This is a genomic window from Kitasatospora dryopteridis (assembly GCF_050749075.1).
Taxonomy (GTDB): domain Bacteria; phylum Actinomycetota; class Actinomycetes; order Streptomycetales; family Streptomycetaceae; genus Kitasatospora.
Genome location: NZ_CP192749.1, coordinates 5,399,389 through 5,422,047, shown reverse-complemented (window position 1 = coordinate 5,422,047; position 22,659 = coordinate 5,399,389). Strand labels below are relative to the sequence as shown.

The window sequence follows — 22,659 nt, the reverse complement described above, 5'->3', positions numbered from 1 at the left end:
CGGCGCAGCCCCGTATTGGCCGATTGTCGGCGGAACGCGGTATGCATGAACCCATGGACGAGCGCACTCCCCGCCCCACCGACGACGCCGACCGCACAGAGGCCGGCGCCGCAGCCGACCGTTCCGCCGCGGAGGGCCACGACGCCGCAGGGCCCGCGGAGCGTGCCGCCGTCCGCGAGCGGGCGGAGGCCGTCCTGCGCGAGCTGGCCGGGCCCGCCGCAGTGCTCCGGGAGGACCAGTGGCGGGCCATCGAGGCACTGGTCGTCGACCGCAGGCGGGCGCTGGTGGTGCAGCGCACCGGCTGGGGCAAGTCGGCCGTCTACTTCATCGCCACCGCCCTGCTGCGCTCCGCCGGGGCCGGCCCGACGGTGATCGTCTCGCCGCTGCTCGCGCTGATGCGCAACCAGGTCGACTCCGCGTCCCGGGCCGGCATCCACGCCCGGACGATCAACTCCGCCAACCCGCAGGAGTGGGACGAGATCCAGGCCGAGGTGGCGGCGGGCGCCGTCGACATCCTGCTGGTCAGCCCGGAGCGGCTGAACAACCCGGACTTCCGCGACCAGGTGCTGCCGAAGCTCGCCGCCTCCACCGGCCTGCTGGTCGTCGACGAGGCGCACTGCATCTCCGACTGGGGCCACGACTTCCGGCCCGACTACCGCCGGCTGCGGACGATGCTGGCCGACCTCTCCCCGGGCGTGCCGGTCCTGGCGACCACCGCCACGGCCAACGCCCGGGTCACCGCCGACGTGGCCGAGCAGCTCGGCACCGGCGCGCCCGACCGGTCCGCCGCCGGGGAGGGGGGCCGGCCGACCGCTGCGCCCGCACTGGTGCTGCGCGGCCCGCTGGACCGGGAGAGCCTCACCCTCGGCGTGCTCCCCCTGCCCGACGCGGCCCACCGCCTGGCGTGGCTGGCCGACCACCTCGCCGAGCTGCCCGGCTCCGGCATCGTCTACACCCTCACCGTCGCCGCGGCGGACGAGGTGACGGCGTTCCTGCGCTCCCACGGCTACCCGGTGGCCTCGTACTCCGGGCGGACGGAGGACGCCGACCGCCGCAGCGCCGAGGCCGACCTGCTGGCCAACCGGGTCAAGGCGCTGGTGGCGACGTCCGCGCTCGGCATGGGCTTCGACAAGCCGGATCTCGGCTTCGTGGTGCACCTGGGCTCCCCGGGCTCGCCCATCGCGTACTACCAGCAGGTCGGGCGGGCCGGCCGCGGGGTGGACCGGGCGGAGGTGCTGCTGCTGCCGGGCCGGGAGGACGAGGCGATCTGGCGGTACTTCGCCTCGCTCGGCTTCCCCCCGGAGGATCAGGTCCGGCGGACGATCGACGCGCTCGCGGAGGCGGGCCGCCCGCTGTCCACCGCCGCCCTGGAGGCCCGGGTGGACCTCCGGCGGAACCGGCTGGAGACCATGCTCAAGGTGCTGGACGTGGACGGCGCGGTCCGCCGGGTCCGCGGCGGCTGGGAGGCCACCGGCCGGCCGTGGGCGTACGACGCGCCGCGGTACGCCAAGGTCGCCGCGGCGCGCGAGGCCGAGCAGCAGGCGATGCGCGAGTACGCCGCCTCGACCGCCTGCCGGATGGAGTTCCTGCGGCGCCAGCTCGACGACCCGGAGGCCGCCCCCTGCGGGCGGTGCGACAACTGCGCGGGCCCCGCCCACGGCGCCGAGGTGTCGGCCGAGGCGCTGGCGGCGGCCCGGGCGGCCCTCGGCCGGCCGGGCGTGGAGTTCGAGCCCCGGCGGCTGTGGCCGACGGGGATGGACGCGCTCGGGGTACCGCTCAAGGGCCGCATCCCCGCCGGTGAGCAGGCCGAGACCGGCCGCGCCCTGGGGCGGCTCTCCGACATCGGCTGGGGCACCCGGCTGCGCTCGCTGCTCGCCGAGTCGGCGCCGGACGGCCCCGTCCCCGCCGAGGTGGTGGACGCCCTGGTCGGCGTCCTGGCCGACTGGGCGCGCGGCCCCGGCGGCTGGGCCGGCCCCGAGGGCCCGGACGGCAACCGGTCGGCCCGCCCGGTCGGCGTGGTGACGATGGCCTCCGCAACACGGCCGCAGCTGGTGGAGAGCCTCGGTGCGCGGATCGCCGCGATCGGCAGGCTCCCGCTGCTGGGGCGGGTGGAGTACACGGCGGGCCGCCCGCCGCACGGCCCGCGCAGCAACAGCGCCCAGCGCCTGCACTCGCTGGCCGGCACGCTGGTCGTCCCCGACGAGCTCGGCGCCGCGCTCTCCGCGGCCGAGGGCCCCGTCCTGCTGGTCGACGACCTGGTGGACTCGGGCTGGACGGTGACCGTCGCCGCACGGCTGCTGCGCCGGGCCGGCGCGACCGGGGTGCTGCCGCTGGTGCTCGCCGTCCAGGCCTGAGCGTCACCGGTTCGGCGGCGCCGCCGGCGGGCACCTCCACGGCCTCGGACAGGGCGCGTCGGCGAGCCCCGGACGAGTCGCCTCCGCCGCCGCCGACGAGGCACTGCGTGCATTTCGATCATGGCACTCAGGGACGTTCACCTGCGGGCCACCGGACGGTAATCCCGGCTTCCCTAGGGCGTCGGGCCCCCGTCAGGCGAATGGCCCCGGGAAGGTGGTGGAATATATCCGACAGAACGCCGTTTTCGGGCGGCGTTCGGCATTTCCTCATTGCCGCTCGGGCCGATCTGACGGGAGAATTGGGCCGTACCCAAGACCTGGTCGCAAGACCCGGTTTTTGGCGTACCCACACACAGCCGCGGCAGCTGCCAGCGGACCGGGAAGGAGGATCGTGATCAACCGCAGGGACCACGGTCGGGGTCTTCCCACCGCCAGACGGATCATCGAACCGAAGGCCTGGTCCGAGTCGGACATCCCGCTGCTGCGTGCTCCGCGCGACTTCGTCCGCGAGCTGCACCAGCGGCACCTGCCGCAGCCCGGCACGACGGTCATCGCCGTCCTGGACGCGTCGCACCAACTCGTGGCCTCGGCCTCCTTCAGCACCCGCCAGCACGTCACCGACGGCTGGCAGCACCGCAACGCGATCCTCTCCCACCTGCGCCAGGTGATCCCGCACGACCTGCGGCTGTCCGCCCCGATCCGCACGGTGGTGCTGCTGCGCTGCCGCGACGGCTCACCGGAGTGGACGCCCCAGGACGGCGCCTGGATGTGGGCCCTGCGCGACGCCGCCGCACTGCACGGGCTGCGCTGCGGCTCGTACATCACGCTGACACCGACCGGCTGGCACTCGCTGGGCGACGGACGGCGCGGCCGCAACCCGCACTCGGGATCGTGGGCCGACGGTCCGCTGCACACGGTCACCGAACTGGCGCCGCGCACCGCGCACGAGCCGGCACGCAGGCAGCGCCGGGCGGGACCCGTCGGAGCCGTCTCCTCGCTGGGCGCGCTCCGCCACGCGGCAGTGCGCTGAGGGCCAGGGCCACCGGGGTCGAACGCCGCCCCGCGGCCGCCCGCCGAACAGGGCGGGCGGCACCGCGGGGCGAACCTCCGGAGCGGGCCGTGCGATCAGGCGGGAACGGGCCGCTCCGCACCCGGGAACAGCGGCGCGACCGTGTCGGTGCCGCCGCACACCACCAGCAGCGAACCTGCGCGCTCGGCGGCACGGGTGGCGGCCTGGGCGACCCGGTTGCCGCCCGCGGCGTTCACCACCAGCACCACGACATCACGGCGCAGCGGGCGCTTGGTGGCGGCATCGGCGTAGAACACGTCGACGGCCTCGGCCAGCTGTGCCCAGTAGCGCTCCTCACCGAAGGACAGCTCGTGCTGCTGCCAGGGGTGCGGCTCGCCGACGGTGAGCACCAGGATGTCGCCGGGGCTGCGGCCGGCCTCGAGCAGTTGGTCCACCGTCTCGTCGGCGCGCTCGACCGCGTCCTGCGCGCCGGCGGGGACGAGGCGGACGGCCGGAGCTGCACGGCGGGGGGCCGGGCCGGGCTTCGGCACGGGGCGCGAAGCCGGGGCGGCACCCGCGGCTCTCGGAGGGGCGGGGCGGGGCGCCGGACGGGGCGGCGCAGGCCGCTGGCCCGGCACGACGCCGGAGGCAGCGGGGTTGGCGGAAGGCGTACGGGGGCTGGATGCGTCCGACTTGTGGGGGAAGGGAACGCCGGGGCCCGGGATACTCTCGTGAATCTCCGGCTCCTCGGGGAAGACAGGCATACCCGGATGTCTATCAAATGCCGGTCGGATGCGCACGGGCGCCCCACCTGTTGGGCGCCCGACGGAGCGTTCGGACGGGCCTCCGGCAGGCCGACAGAGCGTCAGAAACCCAGCGTGAGCTGCTCGTCCACCGGCTCGGGCTCGCGGAAGCGCCTGAGGTGGCGCCAGCGCGGCAGCGCGTCGAGATAGGCCCAGGACAGCCGGTGCTCGGCGGTCGGGCCGAACTCCTCCAGCGCCACCCGGTGCACCGGCGAGGGGTAGCCCGCATTGTCCCCGAAGCCGTACGCGGGGTGGTCGGCGCCGAGCTCGGCCATCATCCGGTCGCGCTGCACCTTGGCCAGGACGGATGCGGCGGAGACGCAGACGCAGGACTGGTCGCCCTTGATCACGGTGCGGACCCGCCAGGGGCCGCCGAGGTAGTCGTGCTTGCCGTCGAGGATGACGGCGTCGGGGCGGACCGGGAGCGCGGCGAGCGCCCTCTCGGCCGCCAGCCGGAGCGCGGCGGTCATGCCCAGCTCGTCGCACTCCTGCGGGGAGGCGTGGCCGAGCGCGTACGCGGTGACCCAGTCCGCGAGCACGGGGGCGAGGGCCTCGCGCCGCTTCACGGTGAGGAGCTTGGAGTCGGTGAGGCCCTCCGGCGGGCGGCGCAGCCCGGTGACCGCGGCACCGACCGTGACCGGGCCGGCCCAGGCACCGCGGCCGACCTCGTCCAGACCGGCCACGACGCCGGCTCCGGCCCGGCGCAGCGAACGCTCGACCGAGTGGGTCGGGGGGTCGTAGGGCATGGCGGTCCATTCGTGTCGCTCCGGCAGCACCAGCCTACGTCCCCGGGTACACCCCCGAGGCACACGGGCACACCCGCCCGGGGGCGCGTGGGGGCACCTCCCGGCCGAAGGCTGGGGAGAACCGCGCGATTCGGATGCGGGCCGCCCCGCAGATCACGGCCCGTCCCGCGCCGTCCGGACACTCGGCCTGCGCGGTTCCCCGCGCCCCTGACGGGTGCCCGTTCCCCTACGGCCGGACCATCGGGATGAGCACCTGGTCGACCAGGTCCCCGCAGAAGTCCTCGTCGAGGGGGCCGTCGCAGACCTTGGCGCGGTAGAGCAGCATCGCGGGTGCGACGTCGGCGACGATCGGGGTGGCCGCGCCCCGGCGGACGTCGCCGCGCCGCTCGCCGCGGCCGAGGATGGCCAGCACGGCGGCGTTGGCCGGGCGGAGCACCCGGCCGTCGAGGAAGTCCTTGAAGGCGAGGGCCTGTTCGTGGTCGAGCTCGGCCATCAGGACGCGGATGGCGTGCCCGGCCGGGGAGTTCATGATCCCGCCGAGCCTGCCCATGAGCTGCAGCAACTCCGAACGGACCGACCCGAGGTCGGGGATGTCCGCGGGGGGTGGCAGAGTGGCCCCCAGGGCGTGCACGACCAGATCCGCCTTCGACGCCCAACGCCGGTACAACGCGGCCTTGCCGGTCTGCGCGGCCCCGGCGACGCCTTCCATCGTCAGCCGGGCGAACCCGCCCGAGGTGAGGAGCTCGAGGGTGGCCTCGAAGATCGCGGCCTCCAGTGCGCGGCCGCGCCGCCGCGGCACGGCGGTCACGGCACCGGCCTCCCCGGAGGCGGCACCGGGCACGGCGTCGGGCACGGGCGCAGCGCCGGACCCGACGCCCTCGAGGGGCGGCAGGGGCGTGGCGCTCGCCGGGGGCGGTACGGCCCGCGTCGCGCCGCCGGGTGCGACCGGCGCACATCTCGCCGGGAACACCCCACCCGACGGCTCGTCAGACATCTGGCGCCGCACCAGCTGATCCATCGTCACCACCCTAGAGAACGCTTGCGTTCACAATCGTCAGCCGATATCGTCCACATGATAGTGAACGAGTCCGTTCCTTAACAGTGCCCGCGCGGCCGGGGCCGGCCGCCGGCGAGGGTTACAACCTCGCACGTCAGGGCGCATCTCTCCCGCACCACCCCACGGTGCGGGGACCAACAGGGGGCAATCACGTGGCAATCTCCGACACGGTCGGTACACCGACACCGACGAAAGCCGGGCGCGGCCCGCGCAAGGGCGTCACCCTCACCGTCATCGCGGCCACCCAGCTGATGGTCGTGCTCGACGCGACGATCGTGAACATCGCCCTGCCGCACATCAAGGGCGACCTCGGCTTCTCCGACACCACCCTCTCCTGGGTGATCAACGCGTACACCCTCGCCTTCGGCGGCCTGCTGCTGCTGGGTGGCCGCCTCGGCGACATCCTCGGCCGGCGCCGGGTGTTCATCGTGGGCACTCTGCTGTTCGGCTTCGCCTCGCTGCTCGGCGGCCTGGCGCAGGACTCGACGATGCTGCTCCTCGCCCGCGCCCTGCAGGGCCTCGGCGGCGCGATCTGCTCGCCGACGGCCTTCGCGCTGATCGCCAGCAACTTCGAGGAGGGGCCGGAGCGCAACCGCGCCTTCGGCGTGTTCTCGGCCGTCGCGGGCTCGGGTGCGGCGATCGGTCTGCTGGCCGGCGGCCTGCTCACCGAATACCTCGACTGGCGCTGGGTGTTCTTCGTCAACGTGCCGATCGCCGCGCTCATCGCGATCGCCGCACCGATGTACATCACCGAGTCGGAGCGCACGGAGGGCCGCTTCGACCTGCCCGGTGCACTGACCTCGACGGTCGGCCTGGTGGCCCTGGTCTACGGCTTCATCCGCGCCGCCTCGGACGGCTGGAGCGACGCGCTGACGCTCGTCTCCTTCGCCGCGGGCGTGCTGCTGATGGCCGCCTTCGTGGTCATCGAGCGGCGGACGGCGCAGCCGATCACCCCGCTGCACCTGTTCCGCGACCGCAACCGCACCGGCGGCCTGATCATGATGCTCTGCCTCGCCGCGGCGATGTTCGGCATCTTCTTCTACATCACGATCTTCGTGCAGACCGTGATCCACTACAGCCCGCTGAAGGCCGGCGTGGCGTTCCTGCCGATCAGCGCCTCGATCATCGTGGCCGCGCAGATCGCCTCGGCCTTCCAGGCCAAGCTCGGCCCGAAGGTCTTCATGGCCGGCGGCGCCGCTCTGGTGGCGATCGGCCTGACCTGGCTGACGCAGCTCAAGGCCGACAGCGGCTACGTGGACGGCATCCTCGGCCCGACGGTCATCTTCGGCTTCGGCATGGGCCTGATCTTCGTCCCGGTGATGCTGATCGCCGTGTCCGGCGTGCCGAACCAGGAGACCGGCGCGGCCTCCGGCCTGCTGAACTCGGTGCAGCAGATCGGTGGCGCGCTCGGCCTGTCGATCCTGACCACGGTGTTCAGCACCGCGGCGAAGTCCAAGGCCACCGACCTCGTGCCCGGCTTCCTGCAGAGCGCGAGCCCGGAGCAGGCGCAGCTGTTCCAGCGCACGCACGAGTTCCCGGTCGGCAGCGCGGCGTACAGCGAGACGCTGGCGCACGGCATCGGGCAGGCGTTCATCGTGGGTGCCGCGCTGGCGGTCGTCGCACTGGTGGTGTCGCTCGTCGTGGTGAAGGCCAAGGCGAGTGACCTGCCCTCGGAGGGAGCCGCCGGCGTGGCCCTCTGACGCACCGACGGGTGGCGGGCCGTCGGCCCGCCACCCGGATCGGAGGATCCGGCCCGCCGTCAGCCGTGCCGACGGGGGCCGCACCGGTCGGTCAGTAGTCGTACTCGCCGTAGAGCCGGTCCGTACGGACGCCGACCCGGAGGCAGGAGCTGCTCCCGGTGAGGGGCACCGGGCGGTCCCGCAGGATCTCCCGGGCGCGGGCCTCGGCGAGGCTGGTGGCGTACCAGGGCAGGTGCTCCGCGTCGAGGTCCGAGGCGATCTTCTGCAGGGCGCAGATGCGCTGGTCCTCGGGCAGCCGGTCCAGGGCGGGCACGGCGTCGGCGGAGAGGTCCCGCAGGTAGCCGACGTCGATCCGGCCGGACTGCTCGAAGCGGTGCACGTTCTGCTCGGCGATCAGTGCGTCCGGGCTGATCAGACCGAAGACCGCGGTCGCGGCGGCGGCGCTCAGCACCACGGCCCGCGGCAGCCAGCGGGCGGTGGCGACCAGGCCGCCGACCAGCACCAGTACCAGGACGACACCCAGCCAGATCTCCACCGCGGCCACCGAGATCCGAAGCCGCGTCAGGCCGAAGTTGTCCACGTAACGGTGCATCCGGTACAGGGCGGAGGCGACGACCACCAGGGTCAGGGTGCACAGCAGCGACAGCAGGCTCTTGGCCATCAGTCGGTCGCCGGCGGTGGAGCGCGGTGCCCAGCGGCGGGCGAGCCCGAGGACGACGAGCACCAGCAGGGTGACAATCAGCAGCTGCCAGAATCCCTGGCGGGCGTACTCGGCGGGGAGCACGCCGGGCTTGCGCATCACCGACTCGTAACCGCCGACGAAGACCGCGGCCTGGACGGCGACGAACGCACCGAAGAGCAGGTTCAGGGCGGTCAGCGGAAGGGCCCACTCCAGGCGCCCCCGCTCGCGGCCCGGCTTCGCCGGGAAGCGGTCGAACCGGCGCGGCGCGGCGGCGGTGTGCGCGGCGGCCAGCGCCACCAGCAGACCGACCGCAAAGAGCAGCAGCCGCATCGGCAGGTCGTCGGCGTCGATGCTCGGCATCAGGTCGCCCAGGAGCTCGGCGACGGCGGCATCGGCGCTGGCGAAGAGCGCGCCGAAGACCAGCAGCAGCGCCAGCGACACCGCCACCGCCTTGACCACGGAGACGACCCGGTCCCGCGCCGGGTACTGGCGGTTGCGCAGCGCGAGCACCGACCAGGCCAGGCCGGGGATCAGGTGCGACCACACGCCGAGAGCGCCGAGCACCACGCCGGGCCAGCGCTTCCCGCCGTGCAGGGCGATCGATCCGGCGCCCGCCGCAGCGAGCAGCGCCAGTACCACCGGCCAGGAGGCCTCGATCAGTGCCGGGACGAGCAGCAGCGTCAGCGCGGCGACCGTCCACACCACCGTCCAGAGACGGACCCTGCGCCCGGTGGCGTGCGCGGCGAGACCGGCGGCAATCGCACCGACGAGCGCCCACAGCAGCACATTGACACCCAGCCCCTCGCTGAGCAGGGCCGCGGCCAGCAGGCCGGAGGCGACACCGGCCGCGACCACGCCCAGCCCCGGGAGCCCGGGCCGCGTCGGGGCCGTGACGGTGTGCCAGAGAGGCGACGGGGCCGGCGGCGGCGGCCGCCAGACACCTGCGGCTGCGGGGCCTGCACCGGGCCAGGGTCCGGGGCCCGGCCGAGGACCGGCGGCAGGGCCCGCGCTCCGGGGCGCCCCGACACCGGCAGCCGTACCTGCACCAACACTGGCACCTGCACCTGCACCCGGGCCGGGCGCGGCACCGGAAGCCGCACCTGCACCTGTACCACCGGCCTTGGGCGCGGAACCGGACGCGGTACCGGAACCGGGCGCCGAGCCCACGACAGCAGCCTTCGGTTCGGGAACGGTTCCCGCCTTTCGGAGCTCGGCACCGGAGCCGCCGCCGGACCCCGCCCGGGCACCCGGCACGGTGGCACCCGAATCCGAGGCCCCCGGGCCGCCGCCGTCCTTTCCGCCCGCCCCGGCCCCAGCCCCGATGTCGGCCGCAGGCGAGCCCCCGGAGCCCTCTGAACCTCCGGAATCCCCGGCACCCCCGGCAGGCCCCTTCCCGGGCACGGGCGGTGGCGTGTTTTCTGGCGGTGTCGGCATGAGTCCCCCTCAGGCGTCGCGGAACACGCGGCAGCCGACTGGCAGCCCCGCGGTGGTGACCGTGACTCTAGGCCTCCGGGAGCATTTCTGAACAGGTTCAAAAGTGCCGCGGGGCGCTTGTGTCACAGAGTTGTGACACAAGCGCCCCGCACTGGACGGCCGTCGGGGGCGGCCCGCCCGAAGGATCGTCAGTACTCGCCGTACAGCGAGTAGACGAGGTTGTCCTTGACCGCCGTTCCGAAGGCGGCCGGCCAGGTGCCGAACGGCACAACCGTGTTGCTGTAGGCGCCGGAGCCGGCGGCGCCCGTGGAGTAGTGCATGTTGTTCACCGTGGAGCTCGTCCCGTTGCTGTTGTAGACGAACCAGTAGGTGGTGTTGGCGGCGAGGGTGACGGAGACCGGCAGCGAGTTCCAGGCGTTGGGGGTGAGCGTGCCGGAGGCGGTGGAGACGATCAGGTTCGCGGGCGAGCCGGCGTTGTCGCTGTAGACGGCCAGCTGGTACTGGTTGTTGGGCGCCGCGCTGACCCCGCCGACGTGCACGCTGAGCGAGGTGAGCGGCACCGGGGAGGACCCGGTGGTGACCTTGGATCCGTTCAGGTGGTTGGAGTCGGTGTCGTCGGTCAGCGTGCCGACCGTGCTGGAGCCGATCGTCCTGGGCGGTGCGCCCGCGGTGGTGAAGGCGGTGCTCACCGGGCCTGCGAGGGTGTTGCCGGCCAGGTCCTTCACCCCCTGGACGGTGGCGGTGTATCCGGTCGTCAGCGCCAGGGCGGCGCTCGGGGTGAACACGGCGGTGCTGGTGGCCCCGTCGTAGCTGACGGTGCCGGCGACGGGCGTCCCGCCGCCGGTGGTCTTCAGGGTGAGCGCCGAGGAGGTGACCGTCGCGGCGTCCAGTGGCTCGCTGAAGGAGAACTTCACGGTGCCGGCGGCCGGAACGCCGGTGGCGCCGTTGGCCGGGGTGGCGCCGGTGACGGTGGGCGCGGTGGTGTCCTGCCCGTAGCTGGCGGTGTAGGAGCCGACGGCGCCGTCGAAGAAGGCGTAGGCAACACCCTTGACCGTCTCGATCCGGTACGGCACCGCCTGGCCCTGCCTGGCGATCCCGGTGAGCGTGCCGGAGGCGGAGTTCACCGGCACCATGGCGCGCAGGCCGCGGGTGCCGCCGGTGATGTCGAAGGTGAGCGAGGAGCCGCTCCAGGCGAGCTTGGAGAACGCGGAGCCGTTGCGGCCGTCCAGCCAGGTGAGCATCTGCCGGCCGGAGACGACCGGCACCCCGCGGGCCTTGGCCGCCGCGACGACGGCGTCCGAGGCGCTGGAGGCGGCGAAGTCGGTGTGGATGTTGGCGCCGATCGCCGCGTAGTAGCCCTTGGAGCCGACGGCGCCGTCGAGCAGGGTGGTGACCGTGGACGGGTAGGACTGGCCGGACTCGTCGGTGAGCTGGGTGGTGGCCTGGTACTCGTCGATGACGCTGCCGTCGGTGTCGGCGAACTTCATGATCATGCCGGTGCCGTTGAAGTAGCCGGGCCGGTCCTGCACGAAGGCGGACGGGTAGTAGTAGTAATCCATGTCGAGCCGGATGCCGTTGGCCAGCTTGGTCTTGGCCTGGGTCGCCCAGTCGTCCCACTCGACGCAGTGCGTCCTGCTGCTCGACGGGTTCGGCAGCGAGCCGTACTTGGCCTTCCAGGCCGTCAGCTGGTCGTTGTAGAGGGTCTGCAGGTTGGCGGTGGTGCCCCACGGCTTGCAGGCGGTGGTGACGTGCACGCCGACCTCGAAGCCCTCGTCGGTGTAGGACTGCGCCTGCACCGGGGTCATCGGGTCGTTGGTGTAGATGTACGAGGAGCCGCGCACGCACTCCCAGTCCGCGACCGAGCAGCCGGCCGGCGACTGGGAGATGTAGCTGTCCCAGCGGCCGACGGTGCCGCCGATGCCGTGGTCGTCGCCGGTCATCACCACGACCGCCTTGACGTCCCGCGGGAAGTACCAGAACCGCGGCAGCGGCTTCTTCGCCGAGTCCATCAGGGTGATCAGGTTGGCGAGCAGCCGCTGCTGCTCGTCGGCGATCGGGATCAGCGCCTTGTCGAGGTTGTTCCAGTTCGGCTGGCCGTTGGTGCCGAAGAACATCTCGCTGGCCTCGTAGCCGTCGGTGGAGTCGCGCTGCTGGCCGGCCCAGGCGATGTTGCCCTGGCGGGTCTGGACGACGGACTTGGCGAGGTCGTAGGTGAAGGCGGCGGCGCGGCCGGTGCCGACGGTGCGCAGGGTGACGGCGGGGTTGGTGCTCGCCGTGGCGGCGTCGTCGTAGAGGGTGGCGACGGCGGTGGCACCGTTCAGCGTCCAGCGGTCGGCGGTGCCGTGGAAGCCCATCGTGTCGGCGGTGAGGCCGGCGCCGGGGGCGGCCGTGGTGTCGATCTTCAGGTAGGCGTCGGCGAGGGTGCCGGTGGTGGCGGTGAGCCCGAGCAGCCCGGCGAGCTGCTTGTCGGGGCGCATCGCGATCAGCCGCCCGCCGCCGTTGGTCCAGGTGGTGAACATGGAGACCTGGGCCGGGGTGAGGGCGTTCTCGCCGAGCAGCACGACGTCGTAGGAGGCGAGCATCGCCGCGGTGACCGCCGACAGGTCGGTCTGCTTGTAGTAGTTGAGGCCCTCGGCCTTGAGGATCTCGGTGTAGTAGGCGGTGTACGGGTTCGCCGCGTTGCCGACCAGCAGGATCGGGCCTTCGGCGCCGGGGCCGCTGCCGGGCGGGGTGGTGCCGCCGCCGTCGGGGGTGTAGGTGGCGTAGATCGAGAACGTGGCGCTCATGGTGCTGCTCGCCCCGAAGGCCGCCGGCCAGGTGCCGAAGGGGGCGCCGCCGGTGGAGTACCCGCTGGTGCCGCCGCTGCTGTAGTGCAGGTTGTTGACGGCCGCGCTCGCGCCGTTGCTGTTGTAGGCGAGCCAGTAGGCGGTGTTGGCGGTGAGCGTCCCGGACAGCGGCAGGGTGTTCCAGGCGTTGGCGGTGAGGGTGCCGGAGGCGCTGTTGGCGACCAGCGCGCCCGGCTTGCCCGCGGCGTCGGTGTAGACCGCGACCTGGTACTGGTTGTTGGGCGCGGCGCCGACCGCGCCGACGTGCACGCTGATGCTGTTGAGCGCGCCTCCGCCTGCGCCGGTGACGAAGCGCGAGGTGTTCATGTAGTTGGAGTCGCCGGAGTCGGTGGCCGAGCCGACCGCGGTGTTGCCGAGGGTTGCCGTGCCCGCGGCCTCCGCGGGTGCGGCGGCCAGGACGGCCCCCGCCAGCACGGCGGCCACCAGGCACGCCAGACGTCTTCTGAACCTCACGCCATCCCCCACAAGTCGGACAACCGGACAGTCGGCGGAATCGCCGCTACCGGTGTACCGGCTGTACGGGTTGCGCGTCCTCGAAATCCCCACATTCCCGGACCATGTCACGCACCGTCAGGAACCGGTCGTGCGGTGGCCGGGCAGGAGGGCGGCCGAAGCAGGGAACGACCGGAGCAGGAGAGCGGCCGGAGCGGAGAACGGCCGCCCGGGGTTCCTCAGCCCTTGACCGAGCCCGCCAGCAGGCCGCGGACGAAGTACCGCTGGAGCGCGAAGAAGACGATCAGCGGCACGATCAGCGACAGGAAGGCGCCCGCGGTGAGCAGCTCCCAGCGGCCGCCGAAGGAGCCGGTGAGCTGGGCCAGCCGGACGGTCATCGGGGCGACTTCGGGGGTGCCGCCGGCGAAGGTGAGGGCCACCAGCAGGTCGTTCCACACCCAGAGGAACTGGAAGATCGCGAAGGAGGCCAGCGCCGGGGCGCACAGCGGCAGCACGATCGAGCGGAAGATCTTGAAGTGGGTGGCGCCGTCGACGACGGCCGCCTCCATCACGTCCCGCGGCAGCTGGGCGATGAAGTTGTGCAGCAGGAAGATCGCCAGCGGCATGGCGAACATGGTGTGCGCCAGCCAGACCGGGGCGTACGTGCCGCTGAGGTCGAAGGCCGGGATGATGGTGACCGAGCCGATGTGCGCGCCGCCGGAGAACAGTTGGAGCAGCGGGATGAGCGCCATCTGCAGCGGCACCACCTGCAGCGCGAAGATCAGGAAGAAGACAACGTCGCTGCCGCGGAACTTCACCCAGGCCAGTCCGTACGCGGCCATGGCGGCGAGCACCAGCGGGAAGACCGTCGCCGGGATGCTGATCGCCAGCGAGTTGACCAGGTACGGCATCAGGCCGCCGCTGACGCCGAAGCCGCCCTCGAAGAGCACCGTGTGGTAGTTCTCCAGGGTGAGGCTGGGGTCGCTGAAGACCGTCCACCAGCCGCTGCTGGAGACGTCCTCCTCGGGGCGCAGCGAGGTGATCAGCAGGCCGATGGTGGGGATCGTCCAGAGCACGGTGACGACGATCATCAGCATGGAGGCCAGCGGGCTGCTGAAGGCGCGGCGGACGGCCTTCACCGGGGGCGTGCCGTCCGCCTCTCCCGGCTGCGGGGCCGGGGCGAGCTGCTCGCTCATCGGTGCTCACGCTCCTTGCGCAGCTGGACGATGTTGTAGGCCACCAGCGGGATCACGGCCAGGAAGAGGATGACGGCGAGGGCGCTGCCGCGTCCGACGTTGAACTGCACGAAGGACTGCGAGTACATCTCGTTGGCGAGCACCTGGGTGCCGAAGTTGCCGCCGGTCATGGTGCGGACGATGTCGAAGGCCTTCAGGGTCGTGATCATCACCGTGGTGAGCACGACGATCAGGGTGGTGCGGATCATCGGCACGGTGACGTGGCGGAACAGCTGGAGGCCGCGGGCGCCGTCGAGTCGGGCGGCCTCGGTGATCTCGTCCGGGATGGCCTTGATCGCGGCGGAGAGGACGACCATGGCGAAGCCGGTCTGCACCCAGATCATGACGATCATCAGCAGGTAGTTGTTCAGCGGGTGGGAGAGGATCCAGTTCGGCGGGTCGTCCCAGCCGAGGCTGATCGCGAGCTGGCTGAGCAGGCCGATCTGCGGCTGGGAGGGGTCGCGGTCCTCGTAGACGAACTTCCAGATGATGGAGGCGCCGACCAGGGAGATCGCCATCGGCATGAACAGCAGCGACTTGTAGATCGCCTGGCCGCGCAGCCGGTCCACCATGAGGGCGAGCAGCAGGCCGGCGCCGGTGGCGACCAGCGGGGCGGCCACCAGCCACTGGAAGGTGTTCCAGAGCACCTGGTGGATCGATTCGGTGGTGAGGGCCCAGCCGTAGTTGTCCGCGCCGACGGCCTTGGTGGAGTCGTCGTTGTAGAAGCTCAGGTAGACGGTGCGGATCAGCGGCACGATCAGGCCGACGAGCAGCAGCAGGAGGGCGGGGCCGACCATGACGAGGACGGCCAGCGGCCGGGCGAACCGGCCGGTGGCCCGGCCGGCCGCGTAGAAGATCAGGAGCAGCACCCCGAGGAAGCCGGCGACGGCTCCGACGGTGTTGGTGAACTTGATCGTCGCGTCCGTCCACGCCGAGTCGGCGAGGTGCACGGCAGCGGTGGCCGCAGGCATGCGGAAGGTCCTTCCTCGGCGGACATGGGGAGGGGGCAGCGCGGGTGGGTGGGACCCGCGCTGCCCTGGGCGGCTGCCGTTACTGCGGCCAGGCCGCGTCGATGTCAGCCGCCACCTTCGGAATGGCCTGTCCCTCGGCGAACCACGCGGTGAACGACTTCCACATCTGGCCGGAGCCGACGGCGGCCGGCATCAGGTCGGAGGCGTCGAAGCGGAACGTGGCGGCCGGGTCGGTCAGCGCCTCGGCGGAGAGCCTGTCGATCGGGTCGGTGTAGAGGCTCTTGTCCACGCCCTGGTTGGCGGAGACCCAGCCGGAGGCGACCTTGACCCGGCTGCTCGCCCAGTCGCTGGTGGACAGGTAGTTCTGCACCGCCTGCACCTCGGGGCGGTTGGAGAACGCGGCGAGGAACTCGCCGCCGCCCTCGACCGGGCTGTTGACCGCCGGGTTCACGGCGGGCAGGTGGAAGGCGAAGATGTCGCCGTCAGGGCCGATGTTGGTGCCCTTGGGCCACTGGGCGCGGTAGAACGAGGCCTGCTGCAGCATGTAGCACTTGTTGCTGAGGATCGGCGCGCCGGCGTCCTGGAAGGTCGTGGTGGCGATCGACTTCACGTCGCCGATGCCGGCGTTGACCCAGGCCGGGTTCTGCATCCAGTCGGCCACCGTCTTCATCGCGGTGGTGATCTTCTCGTCGCTGAACTTGACCTTGTGGCTGACCCACTGGTCGTAGACGTCGCCGCCGTAGGTGCCGAGGACGACCTCCTCGACCCAGTCGGTGGCCGGCCAGCCGGTGGCGGTGCCGGAGGCGATGCCGCCGCACCAGGGCTTGGCGCCGCCGGAGGTGGCGATCTTGTTGCTGAGGGCCATCAGGTCGGCCCAGGTCTTCGGGACCTCGTAGCCGGCCTGCTTGAAGGCCTTCGGCGAGTACCAGACGAGCGACTTCATGTTGGCGCTCATCGGCGCCGCGTAGAAGGTGCCGTTGACGGAGCCGTAGGTCTTCCAGACCGGACTCCACTTGTCCTCGTTGGCGACGGTCTGCGCCGGCGGCTTGACGACCTTTCCGGTCTTCACCATCTGGGCGAGCAGGCCGGGCTGAGGGATGATCGCGAAGTCGGGGGCGTTTCCGCCGCTGACCCGCACGGGGAGCTGGGACTCGAAGTCGTTGGAGCCCTCGTACGAGATCTTGATGCCCGTACAAGAACTGAACTCCGCCCAGGACTTCTCCAGCGAGTCGGACTCCGGGCTGAGGATCGAGGCGAACATCGTCACCTTGGTGCCGGAGTGGCCCGCGTAGGCCTGGTACTTGGCGCAGTCACCGGTGAGCGTGGGCGCTGCCGACGTCCCGCCGCCGTCCTTGGAGGAGCTGTTCGAGCATGCCGCGGTCAGAACCAGGGCGAGCACGGCGGGGGCGGCGAGCAGTCGCCGCCGCTGGATTGGGGTCATCGGCGGGCCTCACAGGCGATCGTGGTGGTGGTCAATGCGCTCCTCCTGGCCAGGGCACCCCGAGATGCCGGCGGTGGGACACAACAACGCTGCGCTGAACCGGTTGATCGAGCTGTACCCAGCGACTTCGCTGGCTTGAAGACGTTAACTCACCGGTTACCGCACGCCAAGGTGCGCGTTCGACCTTCATCGCGCGGTGTCCCGGTCGTAATCCGGTTGTGCTGGAGGGCCGGTGGCGGACCGGCCCTCCGGAACCGGTTCAGAGCCGGACGGGCAGCTCGCGCAGGCTGTTCACCACCATGGTGGGGTTCGGTTGCAGTTCGCCGTCGGGCACGGCGAGGGCGAGGTCCGGGAACCGCTCGAAGAGGGCCGGCAGGGCCACCGACGCCTCCAGGCGGGCCAGCGGCGAGCCGGGGCAGACGTGCGGCCCGTGCCCGAAGGACAGGTGCCGGCCGGCGTCGCGGGTGATGTCGAACAGCTCGGCGGTGATCCCGTGCTGCACCGGGTCGCGGCCGATCGCGTTGTACGAGATCAGGACGGCGTCCCCGGCGGGGATCACGGTGCCGCCGGCCTCGATGTCCGCGGCGGCGAAGCGGAACAGGAAGTTGCTGGTCGGGGGCGTCCAGCGGAGCGACTCCTCGACCACGGCCGACCAGGCCACCTCACCCGAACGGGCGAGCGCCAGCTGGTCCGGATGGGCGAGCAGCGCACGGACGGCGTTGGTGATCAGGTTGACGGTGGTCTCGTGCCCGGCGGCGATGATCACCCGCAGGGTGGCGGAGGCCTCGGCGTCGGTCAGCGCGCCGCCCTCGACGTCGGCGGTGAGCAGGGCGCTGATCAGGTCGTCGCCGGGCTCGGCCCGGCGGCGGGCCACCAGGTCGGCGACGAAGGCGTTCAGCGCGGCGATGGTGGCCGGCACGTCCGCGGGCCTGGTGGTGCTGGAGAAGAACCGCTCGTACAGCTCGCGGATGTAGGCGTGGTCGTGCTCGGGCACGCCGAGCAGCCAGCCGATCACCGACATGGGCAGCGGGAAGGCGAAGACCGTCTTCAGGTCGACCACCGGCCCCGCGGCGGCGACCCGGTCGAGCAGTTCGGCGGTGATCTCCTCGATCCTGGGCCGCATCAGTTCGACCCGGCGCGGGGTGAAGGCCTGCGCGACGATCGCCCGCAGCCGGCGGTGCTCGGCGCCGTCCGTGGTGACCATGGACGGTCCGGGCACGGCCAGGCCGATCAGCGGCCAGGTCTTCGGCACCTCGCCCTTCTGGTAGGCCGCCCAGTGCGAGGCGTCCTTGACCAGCCGGGTGTCGGTCAGCAGCTGCCGGGCCTCGGCGTGCCGGGTGACGGCCCAGCCGTGCACCCCCATCAGCTCCACCGGCACCACCGGCCCGGCGGCGCGCAGCAGCGCGCCCTCGGCGGCGTTGTCGCGCGCCAGCGGGTCCATCACCAGCGGCGCGGCCGTGCTCGGCGCGGCGGCCGTGATCGCTTCGGTCATCCCTGCCCCTCCTCCTTCTCGGGTCACTCGCCCACGTAGCCGGGCGTGAACGCCACCGGCAGCGCCATCAGTCCGCGCACCCACGCCGAGGGTCGCCACACCAGGGCGCTCTCGGACACCGCGAGGCGCAGGTCGGGCAGCCGGTCCAGCAGCACCTCGATCGCCGTGTTGGCGATCACCTCGGCGGCCTCCCGGGCGGGGTACGGGCAGCCGTGGTCGCCGTAGGAGAAGCTCAGGTAGGCGCGGTTGCCCTCGGCGGGCCGGCCGGACTCCTGGCGCACGGACGGGTCGGCGTTGGCCCCGGCGAAGCCGAGCAGCACCATGTCGCCCTTGGCGATCCGCTGGCCGCCGAGCTGGACGTCCCGGGTCGCCCAGCGGCCGGCGAAGATCTGGGTGGGGGTGTCCTCCCACAGGGCCTCGCCGAGCGCCTGGCCGATGGAGCGGCGGCCGCCGGACAGCGAGGCCGCGAACCGCTCGTCGGTGAGCATCAGCCGCAGGGCGTTGGAGATCCAGTACGCGCAGGGCTGGTGGCCGGCGATCAGCAGCACCCGCAGGTCCCGCATGACCTCCTCGTCGCCCAGCCCGGCCGGGTGGGCGAGCAGCCGCGAGGTGAGGTCGTTGGCCGGCTTCCCGCGGCGCCGCTCGACGAGTCCGAGCATCACGGCGAGCAGCTGCTGGGCGCCCTCCTGGGCGTCGGCGCCGCCGTCCAGCATGGCGAGCAGGCCGCGGATGAGCACCGGGGCCTCGTCCTCGTCGAGGCCGAACAGCTTGCACAGCACCAGCAGCGGCATCCGGTGCGCGTAGTCGGCGACCAGGTCGGCCTCGCCGCGGCCGGCGAAGCCGTCGATCAGCCGGTCGGCGACCTCCTCGCAGTGGATGCGCAGCTCGTACGGGTCGATTCCGGAGAGCGCGTCGGTGACGGCGGCGCTGCGGCGCTGGTGCTCGGCGCCCTCGGCGTACAGGATCGACGGGACGGGGGCCATCATCGGCTTGAGCGGCCAGTCCTCGGGGATGTTCGGCCACTGGTTCCAGCGGGTGGAGTCCCGGCCGAAGACCTTGGGCTGGCCGGTGACCAGCTGGAGCTCGCGGTAGCCGATCACCAGCCAGGCGGGGACGCCGCCGGCGAGCTCGACCGGGGCGACCGGGCCGTGCCGGTCGCGGAGCTCCTGGTAGAGCGCGCCGGGGTCGGTCTGGAAGCGCGGCCCGTAGAGCGGGGCCGCGTCGGCGTGCGCCGGGCAGCCCGGCGGCGGGGTGGTCACGGGCTCGGTCACGGGGTGTCCTCTCCGGAGGCCTCGGCCTCGGCCATGCGGTGCAGGTGGCGGACGAGTTCGATCAGCACCTGCTTGCTCGACTCGCGGTCCCGTGCGTCGCACTCCACCAGCGGGACGTGGTCGCCGAGGTCGAGGGCGGCCCTCACCTCGGCGAGGGTGTGCTCCGGCGGCCCGAAGTTGTTGCGGGCCACCACGAACGGCGTGCCGTGGTGCTCGAGGCGGTCGATGGCGTACCAGGACTCCTCCAGCCGGCGGGTGTCGACCAGGACGACGGCGCCGAGGGCGCCGCTGAACAGCCGGTCCCACAGGAACCAGAAGCGCTCCTGGCCGGGGGCGCCGAAGAGGTAGAGGACGTTCTCGGCGCCGAGGGTGATCCGGCCGAAGTCGAAGGCGACCGTGGTCGAGCGCTTGCCCCGGACCCCGGTGAGGTCGTCGACGCCCTCGCCGGCCCGGGTCATGGTCTCCTCGGTGTTCAGCGGGCGGATCTCGCTCACCGAGCCGACGAGGGTGGTCTTGCCCACGCCGAAGCCGCCGACCACGACGATCTTCAGGCCGTTGGCGGCGGTGCTGCTGAGCGGCGTTCTGCCGGCCGGGGCGAGGGTGTCAGAGCCGTTGGAGACCATGCAGTACCTGCTTCAGCGTGTCGAGGTCGGGCAGCCGCGCCTTCGACGGCGCGAACCTGGGGTGGCGGGCGGTGATCCGGCCGGCCTCCAGCAGGTCGCCCAGCAGGATCTTCACCACGCTGACCGGCAGGCCGAGTTCGGCGGCGAGCTCGACCACCGCCGTCGGGGTGGCGCACAGGGTGAGGATGCGCGCGTGCTCGGACTGCATGCCGGGCACCGGCTCCTGCTCGGTGACGATCAGCGTCACCAGGTCGAAGGCGTGCTCCGGGGGCCGGCTGCGGCCACGGGTCACGGTGTAGAGCCGGTCCGGGTCCTCGTCCCGGCCGGGCAGCGGCCGCGTCACACCCCGGCCTCGATCTCGCGCGGCGGGGCGCTGAGGAACACCCCGATCTGCTCGATCAGCCCGTGCATGTTGTGCCCGACGACGCCGACGTCGGCGTCGTCGTCGGTGACGACCGCCAGGTGGGCGCCCTCACCGGCGGCGACGATGCACAGGATGCCGCCGTGGAACTCGGTCATCGACTGGCGCACCCCGCCCGTCGAGTCGCCGAACTCGATGGAGGCGCCGTGCGCGAGGCTCTGCATGCCGGAGGCGATCGCGGCCAGCTGGTCGGCCCGGTCGGTGCCGAGGCCGGAGGTGTGGCAGAGCTTCAGGCCGTCGGCGGAGAGCACCAGGGCGTGGCGGGCGCCGGGGGTGACCGCCAGCAGGTTCTCCAGCAGCCAGTCGAGGTCGCGGTCGGTGCTGCTGCTCATCAGGCATCGTCCTTCGGATGGGCATCGGGGGACTCGGCCCCTTGCAGGGCCTTGCGGAACGCGCCGAACCGGGCCGCCGAGAGGGCCGCGCCGGCTCGGTCGGGGTGCTTCACCGGGGTGGGCGCGGCCGCCGGGGCCGCGGCCGCCAGGGTGTGGCCGCGGCGGCGCTGCGGCAGGGCCCGGCCGGCGGGCGGGGTGTCGCTGCCGGCGTCGTCCGTGGGTGCCCCGCCGCTGCGGGCGGGGGCCGGGGCCGGCTCCAGGGCGGGGCGTCCGGCGGCCCGGGGCGGGGTGGCGGGTGCGGCCGCGGCGGCCTGCCGCTCGGCGGCGAGCGCCCTGGCGAGGGCGGGTGCGGGGTGGCTGACGAGCTGTTCGGGGATCAGCACCACCACGCCGGTGCCGCCGCGGGCGGAGGGCCGGAAGGAGATCGACAGGCCGTGCTTGCGGGCGAGCGAGCCGACCACGGCGAGGCCCAGGCGGGTGCCGGCGGAGAGCGCGCTGAGGTCCAGCGGCTGTGCGGAGACGGCCTGTTCGGCGCGGCGCAGCCAGCTCTCGCTGAGGCCGAGGCCGCCGTCCTCGACGGTGACGACCAGGCCTGAGTGCACCTCCTCGACGTAGACGTGCACCTCGGCCGGCGGGGCGGAGAAGTTGGCGGCGTTGTCGAGGAGTTCGGCGAGGACGTGCATCACGCCCTCGGCGGCGAAGCCGGCCACCGCGGCGGTGGAGGCGTTGTGCAGCCGCACCCGCTGGTAGGCGCCGATCCGGCCGAGGGCGCCGCGCAGCACGGACTCGACGCCGATCGGCTTGGTCCAGCGGCGGCCGGAGCGGGCGCCGGTGAGCACCGCGATGGAGTCGGCCATCCGGCCGACCTGGGCGGTGGAGTGGTCGAGGACGAGCAGGTCGCCGAGGACGTCCTCGCCGTGCCGGTGCTGCATGTCGCGGAGTTCCGCGTGCATGCTGGTGGCCAGTGCCTGGACGCGGCCGGCGGCGGTGGCGCAGACGGCGAGTGCGGCGGCGCGCTGGCGCTCGCCGCGGGCGACGGCCTCGGCGACGGTGCGCATCAGTGCGTGGTGCGCGGGCAGGTCGTGGCCGGCCAGCGCGGTGTCCACCGAGGCGCCGGCGCGCAGCCGCTCCACCACCTGGGGCAGCACCTGGTCGCGGAGTGCGGCGAGTTCGGTGCGCTCGCGGACGGCTGCACTGTGCGCCTCGTGCAGGGCGGCGAGTTCGGTGCGCAGCGTCTGCTCGGCGGCGCGGGCCCGGTCGAGGTCGGCGCGGATCTCGCCGGCCTCGGCCTGGGCGTTGGCCAGGGCGGCGCGCAGCGCCCCCGCGGTGGTGTGGGCGGCGGTGAGTTCGGTGTGCAGCGAGCCCGCGGCGGCGCCGGTCTCGGCGAGTTCGCGGCGGGCGGCGGAGAGGCTGCTCTCGGCGGTGCGGGCGCGGGCACCCAGCTTGGCGGCGTACCCGACGAGGCAGCACCAGAGCAGTGCGGCGACCGCGGACACGCCCGCGACGGCGGCGCGGTGGGCGGTGGGGGTGAGGACGACGGCTGCTGCAGCGGCTCCCGCGCCGAGGAGCATCCCGGCCGCGGCACGGACCGCGAGCCCGCCGTCCGGTCCCTGGTACGCCGCCCGGGCGGGGCGCGTGCGAGCTCTCATCTGTCTGATCCTCGTGCGGCGTCGGCGGCGGAGCAGGGCGACCGGGCGGACCGGCGGTACGCACAGCCGGGCGCGCACCGGTCATTTGATCGGTACACGCGGTCGCCAGATCATATCCATTCAGCTTTTCGACTCAATGGGCGAGTTGACGGACAGTCGCA

General features: G+C 72.9%; 17 protein-coding genes. 3 read left to right on the top strand and 14 right to left on the bottom strand.

Annotated features, from left to right (window positions below):
* Nucleotides 1–53: 53 nt before the first annotated feature.
* Complete coding sequence (locus tag ACQ614_RS24510) at nt 54–2,354, top strand: DEAD/DEAH box helicase (protein ID WP_431680809.1); 2,301 nt, start codon at nt 54–56, stop codon at nt 2,352–2,354.
* Nucleotides 2,355–2,745: 391 nt separating this feature from the next.
* Nucleotides 2,746–3,384, top strand: coding sequence for a hypothetical protein (locus ACQ614_RS24505; protein WP_431680808.1), 639 nt, complete (start codon nt 2,746–2,748; stop codon nt 3,382–3,384).
* 95 nt (nt 3,385–3,479) lie between these two features.
* Here ACQ614_RS24505 and ACQ614_RS24500 read toward each other — a convergent pair whose 3' ends face one another.
* From ACQ614_RS24500 to ACQ614_RS24490, 3 genes are all read right to left on the bottom strand, one after another.
* Complete coding sequence (locus tag ACQ614_RS24500) at nt 3,480–3,914, bottom strand: hypothetical protein (RefSeq protein ID WP_431680807.1); 435 nt, start codon at nt 3,912–3,914, stop codon at nt 3,480–3,482.
* Between the two features lie 314 nt (nt 3,915–4,228).
* The gene (locus tag ACQ614_RS24495) at nt 4,229–4,912 is read right to left on the bottom strand and encodes a ribonuclease HII (protein ID WP_431680806.1); all 684 of its coding nucleotides are present in this window, start codon (nt 4,910–4,912) and stop codon (nt 4,229–4,231) included.
* A gap of 226 nt (nt 4,913–5,138) precedes the next feature.
* The gene (locus tag ACQ614_RS24490) at nt 5,139–5,720 is read right to left on the bottom strand and encodes a TetR/AcrR family transcriptional regulator (protein WP_431680804.1); all 582 of its coding nucleotides are present in this window, start codon (nt 5,718–5,720) and stop codon (nt 5,139–5,141) included.
* A 401-nt stretch (nt 5,721–6,121) separates the two neighbouring features.
* Between ACQ614_RS24490 and ACQ614_RS24485 the strand changes: the two genes are divergently transcribed.
* Complete coding sequence (locus tag ACQ614_RS24485) at nt 6,122–7,669, top strand: MFS transporter (protein ID WP_431680803.1); 1,548 nt, start codon at nt 6,122–6,124, stop codon at nt 7,667–7,669.
* Between the two features lie 91 nt (nt 7,670–7,760).
* On the opposite strand, the gene ACQ614_RS24480 is transcribed toward ACQ614_RS24485, so the two are convergent.
* From ACQ614_RS24480 to ACQ614_RS24430, 11 genes are all read right to left on the bottom strand, one after another.
* Nucleotides 7,761–9,206, bottom strand: coding sequence for a DUF4153 domain-containing protein (locus ACQ614_RS24480; protein WP_431680802.1), 1,446 nt, complete (start codon nt 9,204–9,206; stop codon nt 7,761–7,763).
* A gap of 767 nt (nt 9,207–9,973) precedes the next feature.
* Nucleotides 9,974–13,084 (bottom strand): Ig-like domain-containing protein, encoded by a 3,111-nt coding sequence (locus ACQ614_RS24475; protein ID WP_431680801.1) that lies wholly within the window; start codon nt 13,082–13,084, stop codon nt 9,974–9,976.
* 218 nt (nt 13,085–13,302) lie between these two features.
* Nucleotides 13,303–14,259 (bottom strand): carbohydrate ABC transporter permease, encoded by a 957-nt coding sequence (locus ACQ614_RS24470; RefSeq protein ID WP_431680800.1) that lies wholly within the window; start codon nt 14,257–14,259, stop codon nt 13,303–13,305.
* The gene (locus ACQ614_RS24465) at nt 14,256–15,269 is read right to left on the bottom strand and encodes a carbohydrate ABC transporter permease (protein WP_431680799.1); all 1,014 of its coding nucleotides are present in this window, start codon (nt 15,267–15,269) and stop codon (nt 14,256–14,258) included. The genes ACQ614_RS24470 and ACQ614_RS24465 overlap by 4 nt, the downstream gene beginning before the upstream one ends.
* A gap of 79 nt (nt 15,270–15,348) precedes the next feature.
* Complete coding sequence (locus ACQ614_RS24460) at nt 15,349–16,710, bottom strand: ABC transporter substrate-binding protein (protein ID WP_431680798.1); 1,362 nt, start codon at nt 16,708–16,710, stop codon at nt 15,349–15,351.
* A gap of 259 nt (nt 16,711–16,969) precedes the next feature.
* Nucleotides 16,970–18,202, bottom strand: a complete 1,233-nt coding sequence (locus ACQ614_RS24455) for a cytochrome P450 family protein (RefSeq protein ID WP_431680797.1) — start codon at nt 18,200–18,202, stop codon at nt 16,970–16,972.
* A gap of 23 nt (nt 18,203–18,225) precedes the next feature.
* Nucleotides 18,226–19,473, bottom strand: coding sequence for a cytochrome P450 (locus tag ACQ614_RS24450; RefSeq protein WP_363490909.1), 1,248 nt, complete (start codon nt 19,471–19,473; stop codon nt 18,226–18,228).
* On the bottom strand, nt 19,470–20,096 hold the full coding sequence (locus ACQ614_RS24445) for a GTP-binding protein (protein WP_431680796.1): 627 nt from the start codon (nt 20,094–20,096) through the stop codon (nt 19,470–19,472). Before ACQ614_RS24445 ends, ACQ614_RS24450 begins: the two co-directional genes overlap by 4 nt.
* On the bottom strand, nt 20,077–20,439 hold the full coding sequence (locus tag ACQ614_RS24440) for a DUF742 domain-containing protein (RefSeq protein WP_363490913.1): 363 nt from the start codon (nt 20,437–20,439) through the stop codon (nt 20,077–20,079). Before ACQ614_RS24440 ends, ACQ614_RS24445 begins: the two co-directional genes overlap by 20 nt.
* Nucleotides 20,436–20,849, bottom strand: a complete 414-nt coding sequence (locus ACQ614_RS24435) for a roadblock/LC7 domain-containing protein (protein WP_431680794.1) — start codon at nt 20,847–20,849, stop codon at nt 20,436–20,438. Before ACQ614_RS24435 ends, ACQ614_RS24440 begins: the two co-directional genes overlap by 4 nt.
* Nucleotides 20,849–22,498, bottom strand: a complete 1,650-nt coding sequence (locus ACQ614_RS24430; RefSeq protein WP_431680793.1) for a sensor histidine kinase — start codon at nt 22,496–22,498, stop codon at nt 20,849–20,851. The genes ACQ614_RS24435 and ACQ614_RS24430 overlap by 1 nt, the downstream gene beginning before the upstream one ends.
* Nucleotides 22,499–22,659: the final 161 nt, after the last annotated feature.